Source organism: Aeromicrobium sp. (assembly GCF_049587115.1).
Classification (GTDB): domain Bacteria; phylum Actinomycetota; class Actinomycetes; order Propionibacteriales; family Nocardioidaceae; genus Aeromicrobium.
On the sequence record NZ_JBAVDI010000127.1, the window covers coordinates 1 to 19,291 of the forward strand.

15 protein-coding genes, 4 tRNA genes and 1 pseudogene are annotated in these 19,291 nt (G+C 65.3%); 10 read left to right on the top strand and 10 right to left on the bottom strand.

The genetic code is table 11. The annotated features are described in order from the left end of the window. The 5 genes and pseudogenes from WB461_RS11530 to WB461_RS11550 form a co-directional block, all read right to left on the bottom strand. On the bottom strand, positions 1-992 hold a 992-nt coding region (locus WB461_RS11530), incomplete at its 3' end, for an adenylate/guanylate cyclase domain-containing protein (RefSeq protein ID WP_423852901.1). Between the two features lie 84 nt (positions 993-1,076). After that, positions 1,077-1,208, bottom strand: a pseudogene (locus WB461_RS11535) (double zinc ribbon domain-containing protein); the annotation flags it as partial. A 1-nt stretch (position 1,209) separates the two neighbouring features. Then, entirely contained in the window at positions 1,210-2,814 is a 1,605-nt protein-coding gene (locus tag WB461_RS11540; protein WP_423852876.1) for an MFS transporter, read from the bottom strand. Positions 2,815-3,201: 387 nt separating this feature from the next. Beyond that, positions 3,202-3,273: transfer RNA gene (locus tag WB461_RS11545), tRNA-Val, on the bottom strand. A 53-nt stretch (positions 3,274-3,326) separates the two neighbouring features. Then, entirely contained in the window at positions 3,327-4,160 is an 834-nt protein-coding gene (locus WB461_RS11550) for an aminotransferase class IV (protein WP_423852877.1), read from the bottom strand. 81 nt (positions 4,161-4,241) lie between these two features. Between WB461_RS11550 and WB461_RS11555 the strand changes: the two genes are divergently transcribed. From WB461_RS11555 to WB461_RS11570, 4 genes are all read left to right on the top strand, one after another. Next, positions 4,242-4,313: transfer RNA gene (locus WB461_RS11555), tRNA-Gly, on the top strand. A 27-nt stretch (positions 4,314-4,340) separates the two neighbouring features. Continuing rightward, positions 4,341-4,411, top strand: a tRNA-Cys gene (locus WB461_RS11560). 24 nt (positions 4,412-4,435) lie between these two features. Then, positions 4,436-4,507, top strand: a tRNA-Val gene (locus WB461_RS11565). Between the two features lie 173 nt (positions 4,508-4,680). Further along, positions 4,681-5,055, top strand: a complete 375-nt coding sequence (locus WB461_RS11570) for a PH domain-containing protein (RefSeq protein ID WP_423852878.1) — start codon at positions 4,681-4,683, stop codon at positions 5,053-5,055. 555 nt (positions 5,056-5,610) lie between these two features. On the opposite strand, the gene WB461_RS11575 is transcribed toward WB461_RS11570, so the two are convergent. Then, positions 5,611-8,181: an ATP-binding protein gene (locus WB461_RS11575; RefSeq protein ID WP_423852879.1), complete on the bottom strand. Its 2,571-nt coding sequence runs from the start codon at positions 8,179-8,181 to the stop codon at positions 5,611-5,613. Positions 8,182-8,886: 705 nt separating this feature from the next. Here WB461_RS11575 and WB461_RS11580 point away from each other — a divergent pair. Further along, a complete protein-coding gene (locus WB461_RS11580; protein ID WP_423852880.1) occupies positions 8,887-9,960 on the top strand; it encodes a hypothetical protein in 1,074 nt (357 codons plus the stop codon). Between the two features lie 197 nt (positions 9,961-10,157). On the opposite strand, the gene WB461_RS11585 is transcribed toward WB461_RS11580, so the two are convergent. Together WB461_RS11585 and WB461_RS11590 are read right to left on the bottom strand one after the other, a co-directional pair. Next, the gene (locus WB461_RS11585; RefSeq protein ID WP_423852881.1) at positions 10,158-10,820 is read right to left on the bottom strand and encodes a response regulator; all 663 of its coding nucleotides are present in this window, start codon (positions 10,818-10,820) and stop codon (positions 10,158-10,160) included. Further along, on the bottom strand, positions 10,820-11,956 hold the full coding sequence (locus tag WB461_RS11590) for a sensor histidine kinase (RefSeq protein ID WP_423852882.1): 1,137 nt from the start codon (positions 11,954-11,956) through the stop codon (positions 10,820-10,822). Before WB461_RS11590 ends, WB461_RS11585 begins: the two co-directional genes overlap by 1 nt. 149 nt (positions 11,957-12,105) lie before the next feature. On the opposite strand from WB461_RS11590, the gene WB461_RS11595 reads away from it, so the two are divergent. Further along, the gene (locus tag WB461_RS11595; protein ID WP_423852883.1) at positions 12,106-12,510 is read left to right on the top strand and encodes a hypothetical protein; all 405 of its coding nucleotides are present in this window, start codon (positions 12,106-12,108) and stop codon (positions 12,508-12,510) included. Between the two features lie 641 nt (positions 12,511-13,151). Further along, positions 13,152-13,421: a hypothetical protein gene (locus tag WB461_RS11600; RefSeq protein WP_423852884.1), complete on the top strand. Its 270-nt coding sequence runs from the start codon at positions 13,152-13,154 to the stop codon at positions 13,419-13,421. 16 nt (positions 13,422-13,437) lie between these two features. On the opposite strand, the gene WB461_RS11605 is transcribed toward WB461_RS11600, so the two are convergent. Beyond that, the gene (locus WB461_RS11605) at positions 13,438-13,698 is read right to left on the bottom strand and encodes a hypothetical protein (RefSeq protein ID WP_423852885.1); all 261 of its coding nucleotides are present in this window, start codon (positions 13,696-13,698) and stop codon (positions 13,438-13,440) included. A gap of 346 nt (positions 13,699-14,044) precedes the next feature. Then, positions 14,045-14,944, bottom strand: a complete 900-nt coding sequence (locus WB461_RS11610; protein ID WP_423852886.1) for a YihY/virulence factor BrkB family protein — start codon at positions 14,942-14,944, stop codon at positions 14,045-14,047. 17 nt (positions 14,945-14,961) lie between these two features. Here WB461_RS11610 and WB461_RS11615 point away from each other — a divergent pair, with 17 nt between their 5' ends. The 3 genes from WB461_RS11615 to WB461_RS11625 all read left to right on the top strand — a co-directional run bounded on the left by WB461_RS11615 (position 14,962) and on the right by WB461_RS11625 (position 19,237). Beyond that, on the top strand, positions 14,962-16,611 hold the full coding sequence (locus WB461_RS11615; protein WP_423852887.1) for an acyl-CoA dehydrogenase family protein: 1,650 nt from the start codon (positions 14,962-14,964) through the stop codon (positions 16,609-16,611). Continuing rightward, entirely contained in the window at positions 16,612-17,235 is a 624-nt protein-coding gene (locus tag WB461_RS11620) for a hypothetical protein (RefSeq protein ID WP_423852888.1), read from the top strand. Between the two features lie 316 nt (positions 17,236-17,551). Beyond that, positions 17,552-19,237, top strand: a complete 1,686-nt coding sequence (locus WB461_RS11625; protein WP_423852889.1) for a nitrite/sulfite reductase — start codon at positions 17,552-17,554, stop codon at positions 19,235-19,237. The last annotated feature ends 54 nt before the right edge of the window (positions 19,238-19,291 follow it).

Below are 19,291 nucleotides of genomic sequence, written 5' to 3' on the forward strand. Positions count from 1 at the left end.
AAGAATGTTGTCCACGCGGCGAACAGATCTTCACGCGGGTAGTTGCCGACCGATCCGATCCCCAGCAGGGCGCCCATCCTGGGCTTGAGCCACGCGCGCTCCTCCTCGTCGGTGACATACCGTTCGAGCCCGGCATCGAGCAGCTTCACCGGGTCGTCGTCATCGTTGTCACCCGTTCTGAGGCGACCACGGATGGCTTCGGCCAGTGCGTAGTAGGCCACTCCCTCGCCGTACGCGACGCAGTTGCCTGCGTGCCACGTCACGGCCGTTGACAGGCCATCGATGTACTTGTCGAACTCCCACGCCAGCCGGGACTTGCCGACCCCTGGCTCGCCGTCGACGACGAACAGTGTCGGCTTGCGCGACTCCTCCGTCGAGTGGAAGAGCTCCTTGAACAGTCGGAGCTCGCGATCCCGGCCGACCAGCGGAGCCTCCAGACCATCGGCTCGCTGAGCCCCGCGTACGGCTGCCACGACAGCGCGCACTGACCACAGCGGGACGGGGTCGGCCTTTCCCTTCATCTGGTGACTACCGACGTCGAGGTAGCTGATCGCCGAGGAGGTCAGCAGCCTGGTCGCTTCATCCACCCACACCTGCCCAGGCTCGGCCGCGCCCTGGATCCTGGAGGCGGTGTTGACTGCGTCGCCGGCGACCATGCCCTGGTGATCGGCACCGATCGTGACTGCCACCTCACCGGTCACGATTCCGACCCGCAGAGCGAGTCCGGAGACATCCAGCTCCTCACCGAACTCCGCAACCTTGTTGACGAGCTCCAGGCCTGCGCGGACGGCGCGCTCCGCATCGTCCTCGTGGGCTGTGGGAACACCCCAGACCGCCATCACGGCGTCACCGATGAACTTCTCCACCGTTCCGCCGTACCGGCCGATGATCAGTCGGCACTCTTCGAAGTAGCGCGACAGAAGCTCGCGCACGTCCTCTTGGTTGCGGGATTCTGCCAGGGACGTGAACCCGACGATGTCGCCGAACAGCACACTGGTCACTCTGACGGCCGAGAGCGAGGCATGAGTCGGTGGATGAGCTGCATCGCCTGGCGCCTGCGCGGCGCCACAGCTGCTGCAAAATTTTGCCGCCGGGTCGATCGGCTCAGCACACGAGCGGCACGTCGGCGCAGCGACTGCCACGCCACACTGATGGCAGAAGCGCGCACCGGGTGACTGGGGCGCCGAGCATTCGAGGCAGACCGTCATGTCACACCGTCAACCTTCTCGTCACGATGTCGTCGGCAGCGAGGAACGCATCGTGCTGCCCGTTGACGGCGGCGAGGAACGGCTCGCGGTCCAGCGCCAGGAGGATGGTGTCCTCCACGGCCGTGATCGTGGCGGTACGGGGCACGTCTCGCAGCAGGCCGATCTCGCCGAAGAACTCGCCCGGTCCTTCCCGCCGCAGCACCACCCCTTGCTGAGTGACCTCGACGAGGCCGGAGTCGATCACGAAGAACCGGTCCGAGTAGCCACCCTCCTCTAGGACGACGTCTCCGGCCCGAACGGGGACGAAGACGCTGTGGCGCGCCAGACCTTCAAGCGTGCCGGGCGTGAGGGGAGCGAAGATCGCGATCTGCCTGAGCAGGTCGAGACCAGGAGGTGCCGTCAGGCGCTGATCAAGGCGCCGCATCCTCGGCGTGAACGGTAGGGCGATCGCAGCGACGCCGAGGCCGATCACTCCGACGGACGCTCGCAGGCTCATGAAGCTCAGCAGCAGCGGCATGAGGAAGGACCCCAGAGCCATCGTGCCGATCAGGCAGGCCTCCAGCGCACCGAAGACCCGCCCCATCACGGCGTCGGGCGTCAATCGCTGGATGATGGTGTCCAGATTGACGTCGACCAACGGGTTTGCGAGCCCGAGGAGAGCAACGGCGGCGAAGACGGTAACCGGAGACGGCCACACGGTGACGAGCATCAGGGGCAACGACCAGAGGACGACCCCGCTCGTCATGTCGGTGGCCAGTCTGTGTCGGCCCGCTCGCGCGATGGCTATCAGTCCGCCGATGATCGCTCCGATACCGAGCACAGAGTCGAGATAGCCGACGCCTTCGGCGCCGATGTCCAGGATGTCGACGGCCATCACCACGAGGAATACTGCGGACGCTCCTGCAACGATCGTCTGTGCGGCGACCAGCAGGACGACAACTGTCAGGTCGCGGTCTGCGGCGATGCTGCGGAAACCGTGGGTGACCTCGACGAAGAAGCTTTCATCCTCGGGTTCCGCCTCCACCGGCGTGTCGGCGGGACGGTCCTCCTCCCGGACCGACACTCCCATCACCAGGAGCGTCGACCACGCGAAGGTGACCACATTGAGCAGGAACACGGTCTGGATGTTCGTGACCGAGATCAGCAGGGCACCCAGGGCGGGCCCGACGAAGAACGAGAGGCTCTCGATCGTGCTGGACGCGCCGTTCGACGCGGTGAGCTCCTCGGGGGTGCGAGCCAGGCGCGGCATCAGCGCCCGCTGGGCGCAGCGGAACGGAGTGCCCATCAGGGAGGTCAGCGTGGCGAGGATGAAGATCGGCGCAGCGGGCGAATCGGCGATCAGGCAGATCGCAGCGGCCAGCACCAGCGTCGCCCGCAGCAGGTCCGCGGCGATCATCACCGACTTGCGGGGGAAGCGGTCCGCAACGGTCGAAGCGACCGGGGCGGTGAGCGCCATCAGGGAGAGTCGGACTGCCGTCCACACACCCACCGCGGTGACTCCACCGACGCCGTAGGCCCACACGGTCACGGCAGTCGCGTAGGCCCAGTCGCCGATCATCGAGCCAGCAAGCGCGAGCTGGACGCGACGCAGGTTTGGATTGCTCACCACAGCGCCAATCGAGGAGCGCATCTCGCGCAGGGCCGATCTGACTGCGCCCCCATGTGCGCGGCGAGCTTCGCTGGTCCGAGTCCCCTGCGCTTCGGACTCCGTCATGCGCTGCTCCGATCCCGCCGCTGACCGTTTTGCACTAAGCGTCTAATTGACGATAGGGCAATCGCGCGCCGCTGGGAATCTTTTGCTGGATGGGGACGCTTCGACAGTTGGCCTCGCGTGAGATGGACCCAGGTGAGCACGCGCGGGTAGCTGCCGCGAGCCAGCCTTGAGTCGGCCGCGCTGCGCCGGCCTCTCAGCGCGAGTCGGTAGACACACGACTCACGTACAACAACCCCAGATCCGCGTGTTTTCACAGGTCAGGGGCGGTTCCGACAAGGGTGGGCGATACTGGGTTCGAACCAGTGACCTCTTCGGTGTGAACGAAGCGCGCTACCACTGCGCCAATCGCCCTTGTGCCTCAGAAACTCTAACCTACCGGCGAGACGGCCCACCACGAGCCCGACCTAGGGATCCGTGGACCTAGCGGACTCACGGGCCCAGATCGCCTGTGCGTGCCGAGTCACTGGTCCGGGGGCCGCGAGCTCGCGAGTATCGACCCTGCTGATCGCCTGGACGTCACGAGTCGTGCCGACGAGGATCACTTCGTCTGCAGTCTGTAGGACCTCAATCGGAGCATCCCGCTCGACCACGTCGAGCTCTCCGGCGCACCACTCAAGCACCAGGGCGCGGGTGACACCCGCAAGCGGGCCGGCCTGCAGGGTCGGGGTGATGAGCTGCTCGCCGACGACGTAGAAGACATTCGAACCAGTCCCCTCGCACAGCATTCCCTGCGTGTTGGGCATGACCGACTCCGATGCGCCCCGAGCCAGGGCGTGCTCGATCATCAGGGCATTCTCGGCGTACGAGGTGGTCTTGAGCCCGGAAACGGCTCCGCGTTCGTTGCGAGGCCAGGTCACTGTCACGATGCTCGCGACATCGGGAGGTTTCGTCGAGGGCTCGGAGATGACCAGATGGGTCAGGCCGCCACTGCCGCGCGGAGAGCCGAGCGAGCCGGGCCCCGACGTGACCGTGACGCGTATGCGTCCGAAGGCAATGTCCTGCCCGGCCATCGTCGCGGCGATCCCTTCGCGGATCGCACCGATATCCGGTTTGCCGATTCCCAGACCCTCCGCCGAGCCCACCAGACGGTCGAGGTGGCGCGTCAACGCGAACGGTTCGTTGCGGCTGATCTGGACGGTTTCAAAGACCCCATCGCCGACAATCATTCCGTGGTCGAGCGGGCTGATCGCGGGTTCATCCGGAGATTGCAGCAGGTCGCCGTTCAACCATGTCTTCATGTGGCAACGCTACGCCCACCCCAGTTTGGGTTCCCTCCCCCGAATCGGCTAAAGTCTCGTGTCGCCTCAATTTGAGGCAGTGCGGACATAGCTCAGTGGTAGAGCATCACCTTGCCAAGGTGAGGGTCGCGAGTTCGAATCTCGTTGTCCGCTCGGAGCGGGTCTCCATACCCATCCAGCGGTGGGTTGGCCGAGAGGCGAGGCAACGGACTGCAAATCCGTTTACACGGGTTCAAATCCCGTACCCACCTCGAATGTCACAATTGAATAGGCACGGGCGATTGGCGCAGCGGTAGCGCGCTTCCCTGACACGGAAGAGGTCACTGGTTCAAACCCAGTATCGCCCACAGTAATGAAACACCCTCTGAGCAGCGCTAACGCTGCCGGAGGGTGTTTTTTTTCCGGCACGCGTGCGACATACGTGCAATAGCGAATCCTGTTCACGGCACTGATTGCTGAACTTGTGCGCAGCTCGGGAGGGAACGTGACGGGCTTTCATCATATTCGGTACCTTGTGCGAATGATTGACTTCTCGAACGGCTCCGTCTTCAAGCTTCAAGCCGCCGACGTCTCCCCTATCTGGGATCAAATCACGCCGCTCCTGGTCGAGGGCGAGGCGGGGATCGCAGGATTTAAGGGCATTCGCGATTGGGTCGTCATGACGAACAAGCGGATCATCGCTCTCAACGTTCAAGGCATCACCGGCAAGAAGAGGGACTTCACGTCGCTGCCCTACAGCAAGATTCAGGCGTTTTCTGTCGAGACGGCTGGAACGCTCGACCTGGACTCCGAGCTCGAACTCTGGTTCAGCGGTCTCGGAAAGGTACGGCTGGAGTTCAAGGGCAAGGTCGACATCAAAACCATCGGCCAGACGATCGCATCATTCGTCCTCTGAAAAGCGGGATGCGGTGACCGTGTAAGCCGTGCGGCTATTCATTCATTGACGCCCGCGCGGGGGCGGACCGTAGTTTCTCTTGCGATGCGCGTATGGGACAGATAGAGACGAAGCCACGATCACACCGTGGGGCCATGGCGCAGCGGTTGTGGTGAGAAGTCCGAGTGGCTCTCCAGTTCCGGCACCCATGGAGGAGCGGGAACTCCTGCACCGGTGAGGTTGTCGCATCGTACGAACTGGGCACCGAGTCGATCGAGCGGGCAGTTTCCCGAACCCATCATCGAGATCGACGCGGATCGGACCGGTCCCTGCTGGTTTGAGGCTCCCGCGGGGGTAGTGGCCGAAAAAAGGATGACCGCGATGGTGATCGCGCTTCCTGCCCGGATGTGTGTGGAGGTGATCATGATCGTTCCTTCCAGAGGGTTCTGCACTCGACGTGCATGGTTGATACGTCGACGCTAGGAGCCGCGGATGGAGGAGCGCATGGGCAGAGAATGCCCAAACTTCGATTGGGATTGCCTAGATTTGAGCGAAGTTTCCCCGGTCTAGGCTGGGTCAGGCGAAGGTGACCAAGCCCCGCCGTCGAGCTTCAGACCCGGCGGCTTCGCGAGATGCGACGTTCAGCTTGGTCAGGATGGCCGAAACATGATGATTCACAGTGCGGACGGAGATGACCAACCGTGCGGCAATCTGCTCATCGGTCATGGAGTCGGCCATCAGCGCGAGCACTTCCTGTTCCCGTTGAGTCAGGCCGGCAGGATGGGCCCGGGTCGCTGAGCGCAAACCGGTCGGGATGGAGCTGGCGCCGAGTCGACGCAGCTCCTTGCGCGCATGCCTGGCAGCGGCCGGGGTGCCCATCTGGTCGTATCGCTTCAAAGCCTCGCGGACCATGTCGGCTTCGCCGCCGTCGAGGAGGGCCCAGGCTGCCGCGTAGGGCATCCCACGCTCGTCCCACGCAGCCGCAGCCTCCTCTGCGCGTCCGGCGAGACCAAGCTCCACCGGAGCCTCCAACACGAGGGCAGATAGGTCAGGTAAAGGCAGGCCGACTCGTCGCAGCCACAGCAGGAACGAACCGATTGTCGCCGGGTCGCTCTCAGGAAGCCCTGGCTCCAGACACGTTTCGAGGTCCTGTCGGGCTGCGGCCAGATCCCCCGCCAGGAGGTGAGCCTCAGCCCGAGGGACCTTCGTGACCAGCTGCCACTCGAGGTGGCCAGTCTGGTTGGCGAGTTCGACCGCCTCGTCGAGGGCCTCCATGCCGCCGGGCTCGTCGCGCCGAGTCTGCACAAGGCCGACCACGCACAGCGGCCCAACGACGTTCGCGGGCGAGGCCTTGAGATCCACCAAAGGCTGAGCCAGATCGACGGCTTCGTCCCAGCGCCCACGCCACAGCATCGCTTCAGCTTTGGCAGCTCGGATGCAGTAGCCGTTGACGGCGATGTCGTGCTCCTCGCAGTAGGCCATGCCCTCGGCTGAGAGCGCACCGAACTCGTCCCACCGGCGTTCCACCCCGATCAGGGAACAGTAGTTCGTGAAGGCTCGACCGGCCTGCGAGTGGCTGCGAGATGCTCGCGCCACATCGAGGGCTTCCCGCATCGCCTCCTCCCATGGCTCACCAAGGGTGAACAAGGTGACCGCCTGGGTGTTCAGCAGATCGCTGATGACTTCCGTCAGGTCGAGCTCGCGTGCCAGTCCCTCGGCCCGGCGAACCAGCTCCAGGCGGGACGTCATGTCATCGTCGAAAACCGCCTGCCTTTCGAGCGCCCTGACCAGTTCTGGCGTGAGGCCCTGGGGCTCGAGTATCTGCACAGCCTCGCGTACGCTCTCGGCCGCCTCCTGTATGAGTACCATCCGGTACAAGGCATTGGACCGAACGCACAACGCATCCCCGAGGCGAAGGGGGTCACCCAACTGGCGCCACATGGCAACGGCCACATCGATTGCCTCCAAGGAGCGTTCCCAGCTGTCGATCAGGCCGGACTCGATACTCAGCCTGGTCCAGAGCTTGGCGACCTCCTTGGTCCCCAGCCCGTCGGTGAAGCGCAAAGCGCGTTCGAGCTGGGCCGCAGCCTCACGGTGCGAGCCCAGCTGGGCTGCACGCTCTGCGGCCCGCGGTGCGAACCACTGGACCCCTTGCGCGTCGCCTGCCCCCTCGGCGTGGTGGGCGAGTCGAGCTTCGTCGGCGCCCGTATCGATGAGCGCGGCGAAGGCAGCAGCGTGGATGGCGGAGACCCGATGCGCCGGGACCTCCTGGGCGATGGTCAGGCGGGTCAGTTCGTGGCGGAATTGCAGGCCCGCTGGCCCACTGACCAACAGGCCCGACACCACGAGCTCATCGAAGTCATCGGCCTGCGCGCCGCACACGACCGAAAGCAGGTCGGCTTCGACCCGGCCACCGAGCAGGGCCGCGGACTCCGCCGTCCGCCGAGCTGCGTCACTCAGACTCGCGGCCCGAGCGAGCACCGCGTCACGAGCCGAGGGCGGAATGGTCTCGAGGTCACCGTGCAGCACTTCGGAGACGAAGAACGGATTCCCGCCAGTAAGCCGGTAGAGCTCGACGCCGGACATCGCCGCAGGACCAGCCAACTCGATGACCGCGGCGGCCGACAACGGTGCCAGGTCGATCCGCCTGGTGGTCTGCTGCGTGCCGAGCTCACCGAGGACGACGCGCAGCGGGTCCCGAGCCGACAACCGGTCGTCGCGATAAGTGGCCAGGATCAGCACCGGGCGATCCTTGATCCGGCGGCCGACATGGCGGATGAGGTCGAGGGTTGCCTCGTCGGCCCAGTGCAGATCCTCAAGCACCATCAAGGTCGGCTGTTCGCCGAGGGTTGCGAGTAGCGCGGCGAAGAGTTCCTCGCGTGAACGCTCTGCTCGGCAGGCCTCGAGGAGGGCGCCGCCGGCCTGAGCCGCCACGTCGAACAGCGGACCCAATGCGCGGGGTGTGAACAGGCCGTCGCAGGTGCCGCGCAAGGTCCGCAATCCGGCCGACTGCTCGAACGTCTCGACCAGCGCGGTCTTGCCGATCCCGGTCTCGCCCGACACGAGCACGAGTCGCCCGTGAGCAGCACGCGCATCTTCGGCATACTCCGCCAGTGCGTTCAGCTGGGCTCCGCGTTCGAGCAGCATTCTTGTATTGTCCGCCTCGTACCGATTTCTTGTCTACGGAATTGGCGAGGCGGCTCCGTCAGGCGCGAGTCGTCCGATGCCGCTGCAGCCAGCGCTGCACGGACCATCTACCAGTTCGTTCGCTGCTGTCCGTAGGACAGATCCGAGACGCACGTGGGCGCGAGCCTCGAAGTCCGCGGCCGATCAGCCGACCAGCTGGGACGGAATTAGGCCCGAGACGGCCCAGGAATAGTCGACAGCACCGGTTTCGTGCCACCGACCATCGATCCGATGGCCCACACATAAAGCCGCCCGTGTCGGGCGGAGGCCCAAGTCGACACATGCTAGTTCGACCAGATCGCGCGATTCGCAGTCCGACATGCGAGCGCGCGACCCTCATCAGATAGCAACTAGTTCAAAAGTCCCAGGCCCGTAGCCAAAGCCAGCAGCAGCACCGTTAGGTGGTTTCAAGGGTGGGAACGGGGCGGTGAGGTGGGCGGTCCTTCGTCGGATCCGTCCAGCGGTCTCCCCAGCTGTCCGTCCCCGCTGGCGCACGCTCAACCCGATGCTCCCGGAGGCTTGTCCGACCAACCCGCTGTCCGGACAACCGTAGTTTGATCCTTTCGCCGGAGACACCCCGTCTTGATTCAGAAGACAGGTCGTCCGCTATGTGCCATCATGCAAATGTTTCACTCACTCCGACGCAGGAAAACTTCGAGGCCAGTCATGTCCCAACGAATCTCTCACCGTCACACGGGCGGCCGCGCCCTTGTCGCCCTGGCAGCATTTTTCGCCCTCGTGCTCGCACCTAGCGCCGCCTTCGCCAACGACATAGAAGGCACGGACGCCGGGGAGACCATTATCGGAACACCCGGCGACGACACAATCGATGCAAGAGGTGGTGACGACACTGTCGCCGGCGACGGAGACGCCAATGGCGGCTTCCTTGGCGGGGGCGGCGGAGTGGTGAACGGCGGCGACGACACGATCGAGGGCGGCGACGGCAACGACACAATCCAGGGCGACGGAAACGCCAACGGCGGCTTCCTTGGCGGCAACGGGGTCGTCAATGGGGGCAACGACATCATTTATGGAGGCAACGGCGACGACGTGATTCGAGGAGACGGGGAAGGGCTCGGAGGCTTCCTTGGCAGCAACGGGGTCGTCAATGGTGGCAACGACGTTCTCTTTGGCGGCGCGGGAACGGATCGCCTCTACGGCGACGGAGGAAACGACGTGTTGTGCGGCGAAGATGGCTTCGCACCGGTCAACGCGGCGGACTATCTCGAGGGTGGAGAAGGTACTGACATCGCGTGTGCGATCGACGACGAGATCACTGTCGATGCCGGCGTGAGGAGCACACTGAATTTGGCGGGGAACGACGACTCCCTCGACGATGAGGTGCTTGAGACTCAGCCACTGCGGTACCGGCTCATCAGCGTCCCGGATTTCATCAAGGCCGTGCTCGACGAGCTCACCGGAGTGCTCACGTTCACAGCGTTCGGATCAGGGACCATCGAGTATGCGGTATGTCGAAGCATCGTCGTGGAGTCGGTGCCCGACGCCAGCATCGAAGCGGTCGAGGAGATCTGCGACAACGCCGACGTCTACATCACCGCCAACGAGATCAAGAAGGCCGCCAAGAAGCTCGAGAAGCCGCTGGCTCCGACGGTCGTAGCCGCTCAGATCCTTCCGAACACTGGAGCCAGCTCTGACCCGCGCATGATGATTCCTGCGGCTCTGGCACTGATCGTGGGTGGCGGATTGGTGCTGACTGCGGGTCGTCGCAGGACGATCTGACCGCTCACGCCCAGCCGACAGATCGACGGCAGAGGCCAAGCCTCCGTCAAACGGGGCTTGGCCCCGCGATCCGCTGTCGAGGGGGAACCCCGATTCACACCAAGGACACGCCACCCCCTGGCTCTGGTGGCGCCAGGTTCTAGAAGTTTCAGCTGAACAGTTGCTCGGAAGGCATGCAGCTCAGCGGTAGGTCGGCGTCATCCGTCGTTTGGACGAGCCAGGCCCGTCCGGTAGCCGAAGATCACTGCCTGGACCCGGTCACGCAGGTCGAGTTTGCGCAGCACCGCGATCACGTGGGACTTCACTGTCGCCTCGCTGATGAAGAGGCGTCCGCCGATCTCCCTGTTCGAACACCCCTCCACCAGAAGGAGCAACACCTCGTGCTCGCGTGGGGAAAGCTCAGCGAGACGGGCCGCCGCGTTCGGATCCGGACCTGGCTCTCGCCCGAAACGTTCTACCACCGCTCGTGTCACCGCCGGATCGAGCAGAGCGTCGCCGCGAGCGATCGTGTGCACGGCTGCGATCAGGCGCTCCGGCGATGCGTCCTTGAGCAAGAAGCCGCTGGCGCCGGCGCGGAGTGCACCGAAAACGTATTCGTCGAGGTCGAACGTGGTGAGCACCAGCACCAGCGGCGGGTGCTCCAGCTGGTTAACCCGGCGAGTGGCCTCGATGCCGTCCAGCACCGGCATGCGAATGTCCATCACGATGACCTCCGGCCGCAGGCGACCGGCTGCCTCGACGGCTGCCCGACCGTCGCTCACGTCGCCGATGACCTTCAGCCCCGGGTCGACCTCGAAGATCTTCCGCAGGCCCTCCCGAATCAACGGTTGATCGTCAGCGACCAGGATGCGCACGCCCATCAGCCTGGCTCGGCATCAGTCGGTCGTGTCCCAGCCAGCCCTGCCTCATTCGGAAGCCGGGCAATCAGCCGCCAGCCACCCGCAGGTGCCGGACCGGCCTCCAGCGAACCGCCGTACAAGGCGACACGTTCGCGCATTCCCGTCAGCCCTTGACCCTGCCCGGCGCCGCGACTGCTGGCTTGCATGGGCCGAGCGGTCCCGTCATCGGTGACCTCGATCTCGAGCTCACCGTCTCGCTGCCGGACGCGGACAGTGGCGTGGACTGCCTCGGCGTGCTTGAGCACGTTGGTCAACGCCTCCTGGACGACGCGATACGCCGAGATGTCGACGCCAGGCGAGACAGGACCTGATGCGCCTTCGACGTGCACGTCTACGCCAAGGCCCGAGAGGGCCATGCGCTCGGCGAGCGCGTCCACCTGGGCGAGTCCCGGCTGCGGCGTGAAATCGACGGTGTCGTCGGACCGCAGCAGACCCAACATGCGGCGCATCTCGTGCAGCGCCTGGCGGCCAGTGACCTCGATCTGGTCGAGCACTCTGGAGGTCTCCGGGCGGGACTGGCCCAGGGCCATCCGCTCGGCGCCCGCCTGCACCGTCATCGTGGCAATCGCGTGACCGACAACGTCGTGCAGCTCGCGCGCAATCCGCGCCCGCTCCTCCGCGACGGCGTAGCGCTCGGCGTGGGCCCGCTCCTGCTGCAGCGCCTCAGCAAGCTGCTCCCGCGAACGCATCAATCGGCCGCTGCCATACACCCCCGCCATGAGCGGGGCCATCACGATCGCATCATCGAGTCGATGCGCAACCAGGGCCGCCAGCGCAAGCCCGAAAGCCCATCGGCGGGCGCGGTTGGGCACGTACGCACCAAGTGACCAGAACGCCAGCGCCGCGGGTAGCAGTTCGGACTGCGGCTGCATGTCCCAGTCACCGGTGTACGACTGGACCAGCCAGGCTCCGAGCACAATCGCGGCGACCGGCAGAGGCCAGCGTTGGGCCCACAGGAACGGAACGGTCATCACCAGGCCGATGGGCACACTGAGCTCGAGCGGCACGTCCACATCGGTGGTGAGCACCTCAAACAGAACGCCGACCACCAGCAATACGACGAGAGCGTCCCACGCTCGAGTGCGCGCAGCGGTCATCACTCCAACGTAGCGGCGAACGGAGCTTCGTGAATCCATCTTTCGGCGGATCGAGAGTCAGTCGGCTGGTGGATGTCTCCTGCGTGCACAAATCCTAGCGTCGGGGTATGAATACATCTTCGAAGTTCCTCCGCCGGTCCGCTGCCGTGTTGGCTGCCGGCGGTTTCTGCTGGGTCGTCAAATTCGTCGTGATTGCGGCGACTGACGGCGCGGTCTCGGGTATGCCGGACACTGCCGCGTCCGTCCTTTGGATTACCGCCGTCATTCTCATGGCGATGGGCGTGTCCGGCCTTTTCGTCGCCCTGCTCGTTGGCCGGCACGTCTTGCTCCGGGTCCTTGGTGCCATCGGCGGGCTCGTCGCCTGGGTGCTCAGCTATGTGGTCATCGAGGGTTTCACACAGGCGCTTGTCGGCGACACCGACCCAGCCTGGCTCGGCGATGAGATCGGCATAGTGTCCACCGGCGCTGTCCTGATGACCGTCGGCCTACTGATCGCTCGCCCGCGGTCCGCCAGGAATGAGGTGCCGCAGGCCGGTGTCGCCAATCGGACCTAGTGAGGAGAAGAGGGCTCCTCACCTCGCGGACGAGATGAGGAACCCTCTGTTCCGGCGCTGGATATCAGCTGTTTGGAAGGACCAATATCTAGAACTGTCCGGGTGCTCGGAATGGATGAGGCCGGAACAATCAATTGCGTACGGCAGATGCGATATTTCGACTGTCGCTCCGGTTTTCTGTCCCGAATCCGTAATCTCCTGCTCGCGTGTTTCGGATGGCCTGGCATTCCGCGAGGAGCAGCCAAGACTAGGCAGCTGAGCCCAGGTTCCGCGCCGGGGCCGTCCAGGGGTCCCCCCGTCCCAAGCTGGTTCAGAAGTCCTAGACCCGTAGCCGAGGTCTTCTACAGCACCATTAGGTAATGCGACGCTTGCCTTGGGCCCCCTGGGGTCACTGGGCCGCTCGCCGAGCTATTGCGGATGGAGTCCGATGTGGGGTCTGGTCCGTGGTTGATAGGTACGTCTTGTTCCGTTCCCTGGTGTGCGGGTCGGTACGCCACGAGCGACAATTAGCAGGTCAGAGGATATTTGTGCAGGTGGCATCCAGATTCCACTAAATGAGTGGTCACTGGTTCAAACCCAGTATCGCCCACCACGAAGATCCCTCCCTCCGGAGGGATCTTTCATTTCACGGGAGCTTTTCCGTGACCGATCCACTACGGGGAGATGAGATGACCGGCCACATTCCACGCCAGACCAGGCCACCGGGTCGTGTCCAGGCGACCATCGGCGGCGTGTGCGGGGTGATGGCGATCGTGTTCTTCCCGATCGTGTTCGGCCCGCTCGGGATCATCCTGGGAGTCGTCGCGCACCGCGCGGGAGACAAGCCGCTTGGGGCGTACGTCGCAGCCGGCTCCGCGATGACCACGATTATCGGGATCGCCCTCGGCTTCATCGCCACCTCAGTGACCTAATCCCCGCTGGTTTCGGTCACTCGGGCCGGTCGTAGCCCTTGGCAGGGATGAGCAGGTCGGCCTCGATCCAGCTGACGCCCAGGTGATTGCCCACGCCGCCGGACACCACCGCGACGAGCGCAAACCACGTGCCGCGGCTGTCTCGCCGCCACTCGATCAACAGACCGGGCCACGGCGTCAGGCTGCCGTACTCCTTGGACTGCTTGACCCAGACGTGCCGGTGCGGCTGCGTGGCAGGGTCGCGTCGATTCCCCTCGGACCGATCCACGAATCCCATCCCGACATGATAGAACATGTGTTCGATTTAGCGTCCCACTGCCGCCCCTTCAGGTCGCTCGGAACAGCCGAAAAATGTGGTCCGAGCCGCTTGTCAGGCCACCGGAACGGCTCTACGATCTTGTTGAAAATTCTCTCTGGTGTAGCTCTTGTAGGGAGGTCCGGCATGGCGAAACGGCGCAGGAAATCTGGGTATGAGTCACCGATTCCCGAGGAGGAGCTGATCTGGCGGATGGGATCCTCCGCGAGTCGCAGGCTCGAGGCAAGACTCAAATCAGTCGGGTGGACGCCAAGCCAGCCCACCCCACTGGATGACCGGGCCGCTGCGGACGAGTGACCTCGCGTGCTCAGGGATCCAGACGTTCGCGTCGATGGCCCCAGCGGGAGTCTTCGAAACCTTGCTCGACCGCGACGTTGATCGCCGCACCGATCAGCACCGCGATCGACAGCACGTACAGCCACAGCAGGACCGCGATGGGTGCCGCCAACGGACCGTAGATCGACGAGCCGCCAGTGGAGAAGCCGAGCGCCCAGCGAACGAAGTAGCTGCCAAAGATCCACAGCAGCAGGGTGAAGATCGCGCCCGGCAAGCCCACCCGCCACTTCTTTCGCACCGGTACGGCCAGGTGATAGAGCGTCGTGAGGAACCCGATCGACAGCAGCAGCACCGCCGGCCAGTAGAAGAAGCGGAGGAACGCGAATCGGTCGGACAGGATCTCGGCCGCAACCTGCGGGCCGGCCAGCACCAGGGGGACCAAAATGATGCCGACCAGCAGCGCGATGATGTACAGCGCGAATGACAGGGCGCGGGTCTTGACGATTCCGCGGTGCCCGCCGAGGCCGTAGATGATCGTGATCGTGTCGATGAACACGTTGAGAGCCCGCGACCCGGACCACAGGGCGAGCACGAAGCCGATCGAGATCACGTCGATACGCCCTCCGCCCAGCACGTCGTTGAGGGTCGGAGCGATGACCTGGTCGACCGTGTCGGGTGTCAACGCCTGCGATGCCAGGTCGATGACCCGGTCCTTGAGCACCTCGACCTTCGCCACGTCATAACGTTCGGCAATGAACCCGATCGTCCCGGCCAGACCGAACACCAGTGGCGGGAGAGACAGGATCGCGAAGAATGCCGCCTCGGCGGCGAGGCCCGTGACGCGATAGCGGAAACAGCTGCTGACGGTGCGGGCGACAACCCTCTTGCCCGTCTCGGGGACCCCCGGCCGGTCTACCGGTTCCACCGCCATGGCTCTACCGTAGCGACATGGATCCCCTCCAGCGCGCACCTTCGAACCAGGCGCTCCCGCTCGTCGGTTACAACGTCGCCACTGCCGATCAGGCCCTGATGGATGCCGTCGGCGCATTCGGCGGGGATCACAGCACAGAGATCGTCGGGGCGATCACACCGATGGGTCGCCTCGCCGGATCGGCGGAGGCGCGCGAGCACTGGCACCTGGCAAACGAGAACGAACCTGTCCTGCGCACCAACGACCGCTTCGGCAACCGCATCGACGAAGTCGAGTTCCATCCGTCGTGGCACTGGCTGATGACCCAAGGGGTCGGCTTCGGCCTGACCGCCGAGCCGTGGACCTCGCAGTCCCCCGTTGCCCACCTGAAGCGCGCGGCCGGATTCTTCACCTGGGGACAGTCCGAGGCCGGACACATGTGCCCGATCACGATGACCTACGCCGTCGTGCCGGCTCTTCGCGCCGACGACGCCTTGGCCAAGCAATGGACGACGGGGCTCGCTTCCCGCACGTACGACTTCGGGCTGCGTCCGCCGGAGGACAAGGCAGGCCTGCTCGCCGGCATGGGAATGACCGAGAAGCAGGGCGGTTCGGACCTGCGGACCAACAGCACGATCGCGCGACCTACCGAGACGCACGGCGAGTACCTGCTGACGGGCCACAAATGGTTCACCTCGGCCCCCATGAACGACGTCTTCCTGGTGTTGGCGCAGGCCACCGAGGGGATGACGTGCTTCGTGGTGCCGCGGATCCGCCCTGACGGCTCTCGCAACGCGGTGTCACTCGTTCGTCTCAAGGACAAGCTCGGCAACCGGTCCAACGCATCAAGCGAGCTGGAATTCCACGACGCATACGCGGTGCGGCTCGGCGACGAGGGGCGCGGCATCCGCACGATCATCGAGATGGTCTCGGCGACGCGGATGGACTGCATCCTCGGCTCGGCCGGCATCATGCGCAAGTCCCTCGCCGAAGCGACCTGGCATGCGAGCCATCGCGCCGCGTTCGGCGCGACCCTGGCCGACCAGCCGGCCATGACCAACGTGCTCGCCGACCTGGCGGTCGAGAGCGAGGCCGCCACCATGGTTGCCCTGCGACTGGCCACCGCCGTCGACCAGCCCAACGACGCGCACGAGCAGGCCTTGCGACGTATCGGACTGGCTCTGGAGAAGTTCTGGGTGTGCAAGCGGACTCCGTTCATGGTTGCCGAGGCCTTGGAGTGCCTGGGTGGCAACGGATACGTCGAGGAGTCGGGGATGCCGCTGCTGTTCCGCGAGTCACCGCTCAACTCGATCTGGGAGGGCAGCGGAAACGTCAATGCTCTCGACGTGTTGCGAGCGCTGGGTCGTGAGCCGGAGACCCTGGACGCCTGGATCACCGAGGTCGGCTCCGTGCGGGGCGAGGATCCGCGCCTCGACACCGTCGTCGACGAGGTGCTCACCGAGCTCGCCGACCTGACCGACATCGAGGTCCGCGCGCGACGCATCGCCGGTCGGATGGCCACTGCCCTGCAGGGAACGGTTCTGCTGAAGCACGGCGACCCAGCAGTCGCCGACGCATTCTGCGCATCGCGCCTCGGTGGTGACTGGGGCGGCACGTTCGGCACGCTCCCCCGCGGTCTCGATCTTGCGAGAATCGTCGCCCGAGCCACCCCTGACCTGGAGAACTGAATGCGCCTTCTGTCCACGGCGGCCGCCCTGGCCGCCACCATCACCCTCGCCTCCGCCCTGGCACTGCGTGCCGCCGACCCGACGCTTGCCGTAGCGGCAGTCGCGGCCGTGATCGTGCTGTTCACGTGGTACGCCCAGCTGCACAGCACCGACGAGGCCTCCGGACTCTGGCTCGCCAATCCAGCCTCCGCCGTCACCCTGGCTGTCGTGCGCCGCGGCTCGTGGTCGACGCTGCTGCCGGTCTTGACCGCGCACACCGTCGGCGCCGTGGTTGGTGGACTCGCCGCCCTCGGCCTGGATGACCGACTCGGTGAGAGCATCGTCTTCACCCAGCCGGGCCTGGTCGTGACGGCGGTGGGTGCGGCACTGGTCGGTCTAGTCGGCGCGTGGGCGACCCTCACGATCGACGGAGGCGGTTCGGAACCTTACGCTGCGGTGCCCGCCGTCCTGGGTGGCGCGGTGCTACCGCTCGGCCTGCTGACGGTGTTCCACCCGGCCGCCGTGATCGGGCTGGCGACTGCTGGGCTGGTGCCTTGGGACGTGGCGTTGGTCGCCGCCGGCACGACTCTCGCGGCGTCCGCCATCGGCGCTTACGGCGTTACCGCCCTCGTCCCGGCCGAGTGACGCAGGCCACAACCCTTGGCGGTTTCCCGCGTTGTCGAGACTCGAAATCCCGCATATTGGACACGTGTCTCACACCTTGAGATGGATGCTTGCCACCCGGCAGCCGGTTCCGCATGCTGTTCTCATGCTCGCTGCACAGGACCTCTGGCTCGTGGGACGCATCCACGTTGACCTCGGTCGTGCCCGCAACATGATGTGTCGCTGATCAACGCGCGACCTCTGCTCTGATCTCCAGTCTCGATCATCCAGGCGTGCGGCGACCTCGTCCGTGACGAACCTGTCCTGATCGCCGTGTGCCCTGTCCAAGGGAAATCTCATGGCATCCGCCACCGGTACGGAATCACCCCAGCGCCGTCCGCAACCCCGTCGGGGTGAGGGCCAATGGGCGCTGGGCTACCGCGAGCCGCTGAACGCGAACGAGCAGTCCAAGAAGGACGACAACCCGCTCAACGTCCGGGCTCGCATCGAGAACATCTATGCCCAGCGCGGCTTCGACTCGATCGATCCGGGCGACATGCGCGGTCGCTTCCGCTGGTGGGGTCTCTACACCCAGCGCAAGGCGGGCATCGACGGGGGCCGCACCGCGACCCTCGAGCCCGAGGAGCTAGAAGACAAATTCTTCATGCTGCGGGTGCGCATCGACGGCGGCCAGCTGGACCTCGCACAGCTCCGCACGATTGCCGACCTGTCCCAGGCGTATGCCCGCGACTCCGCCGATCTGACGGACCGGCAGAACGTGCAGTACCACTGGATCGACATCCGTGACGTCCCGACGATCTGGGAGCGGCTCGAATCCGTTGGCCTCTCGACTCAGGAGGCGTGCGGCGACTGCCCGCGGGTCATCCTCGGAAGCCCTGTCGCCGGAGTGTCTCGTGACGAAATCATCGACGGCACGACAGCGATCGAGCAGATCGAGCGCCAGTTCATCGGCGACCACGCCTTCTCCAACCTGCCGCGCAAGTTCAAGACCGCGATCAGCGGCCACCCCGGCCACGACGTGGTCCCGCAAATCAATGACATCGCCTTCTCCGGCGCGGTGCACCCCGATCACGGCCCGGGCTTCGACCTCTGGGTGGGAGGCGGCCTGTCGACCAATCCCATGCTTGCCCAGCGACTCGGGGTGTGGGTGCCGCTGGACGAAGTGCCCGACGTCTGGAGGGGAGTCACCAGCATCTTCCGGGACTACGGTTACCGGCGCCTGCGCACCCGTGCTCGGCTCAAGTTCCTCATCGCCGACTGGGGTGTCGAAAAGTTCCGGGAGGTGCTCGAGACTGAGTACCTCGGCCGCACGCTGATCGATCTCGCCGCCCCCGACGCACCCGAGACTCCCGCCGATCACGTCGGCGTCTTCCCACAGAACGATGGCCGGTTCTTCGTGGGCGCCGCCCCGACAGTCGGTCGTATCTCCGGGACGTTGCTGCATCAGGTCGCCGACATCGTCGAGGCGCACGGCAGCAACCGGGTACGCACCACACCGATGCAGAAGTTGCTGGTGCTGGACGTCGAGAAGGACCAGGTCGAATCGCTCGTCGCGGCCTTGGCTGACATCGGTCTGGACGCCCGCCCGTCGCAGTGGCGCCGCAACACCATGGCCTGCACCGGCATCGAGTTCTGCAAGCTGGCGATCGTCAACACCAAGGATCGCGCCAAGGACCTGATCGCCGAGCTTGAGCTGCGGGTGCCCGAGCTCGACTCCCCCATCACCGTCAACGTCAACGGCTGCCCCAATTCCTGCGCCCGCATCCAGACCGCCGACATCGGCCTCAAGGGCATGCTCGTCAACGATGCCGACGGGAACACTGTCGAGGGGTTTCAGGTGCACCTGGGTGGCGCGTTGGGCTTGGAGGCAGGGTTCGGCCGCAAGCTGCGATCACACAAGGTCGCCGGAGATCATCTGCCTGACTACGTGGAGAAGCTCGCCCGGAACTACCTCGAGCAGCGCGAGGATGGCGAGTCCTTCGCTCGCTGGGTCGCCCGAGCCGACGAGGAGGTCCTGCGATGACCGCTCGCGCCGTGCCATTTCACTGCCCCTACTGCGCCGACGAGGGCCTGCGGC

Bases quoted from the DNA above. Each gene is read 5' to 3' on its own strand.
- WB461_RS11620 (WP_423852888.1), top strand. From the start codon at position 16,612: ATGCGCCTTCTGTCCACGGCGGCCGCCCTGGCCGCCACCATCACCCTC.
- WB461_RS11550 (WP_423852877.1), bottom strand. From the start codon at position 4,160: ATGAAGACATGGTTGAACGGCGACCTGCTGCAATCTCCGGATGAACCC.
- WB461_RS11590 (WP_423852882.1), bottom strand. From the start codon at position 11,956: ATGACCGCTGCGCGCACTCGAGCGTGGGACGCTCTCGTCGTATTGCTG.
- WB461_RS11625 (WP_423852889.1), top strand. From the start codon at position 17,552: ATGGCATCCGCCACCGGTACGGAATCACCCCAGCGCCGTCCGCAACCC.
- WB461_RS11605 (WP_423852885.1), bottom strand. From the start codon at position 13,698: ATGGGATTCGTGGATCGGTCCGAGGGGAATCGACGCGACCCTGCCACG.
- WB461_RS11615 (WP_423852887.1), top strand. From the start codon at position 14,962: ATGGATCCCCTCCAGCGCGCACCTTCGAACCAGGCGCTCCCGCTCGTC.
- WB461_RS11610 (WP_423852886.1), bottom strand. From the start codon at position 14,944: ATGGCGGTGGAACCGGTAGACCGGCCGGGGGTCCCCGAGACGGGCAAG.
- WB461_RS11585 (WP_423852881.1), bottom strand. From the start codon at position 10,820: ATGGGCGTGCGCATCCTGGTCGCTGACGATCAACCGTTGATTCGGGAG.
- WB461_RS11575 (WP_423852879.1), bottom strand. From the start codon at position 8,181: ATGCTGCTCGAACGCGGAGCCCAGCTGAACGCACTGGCGGAGTATGCC.
- WB461_RS11580 (WP_423852880.1), top strand. From the start codon at position 8,887: ATGTCCCAACGAATCTCTCACCGTCACACGGGCGGCCGCGCCCTTGTC.
- WB461_RS11570 (WP_423852878.1), top strand. From the start codon at position 4,681: ATGATTGACTTCTCGAACGGCTCCGTCTTCAAGCTTCAAGCCGCCGAC.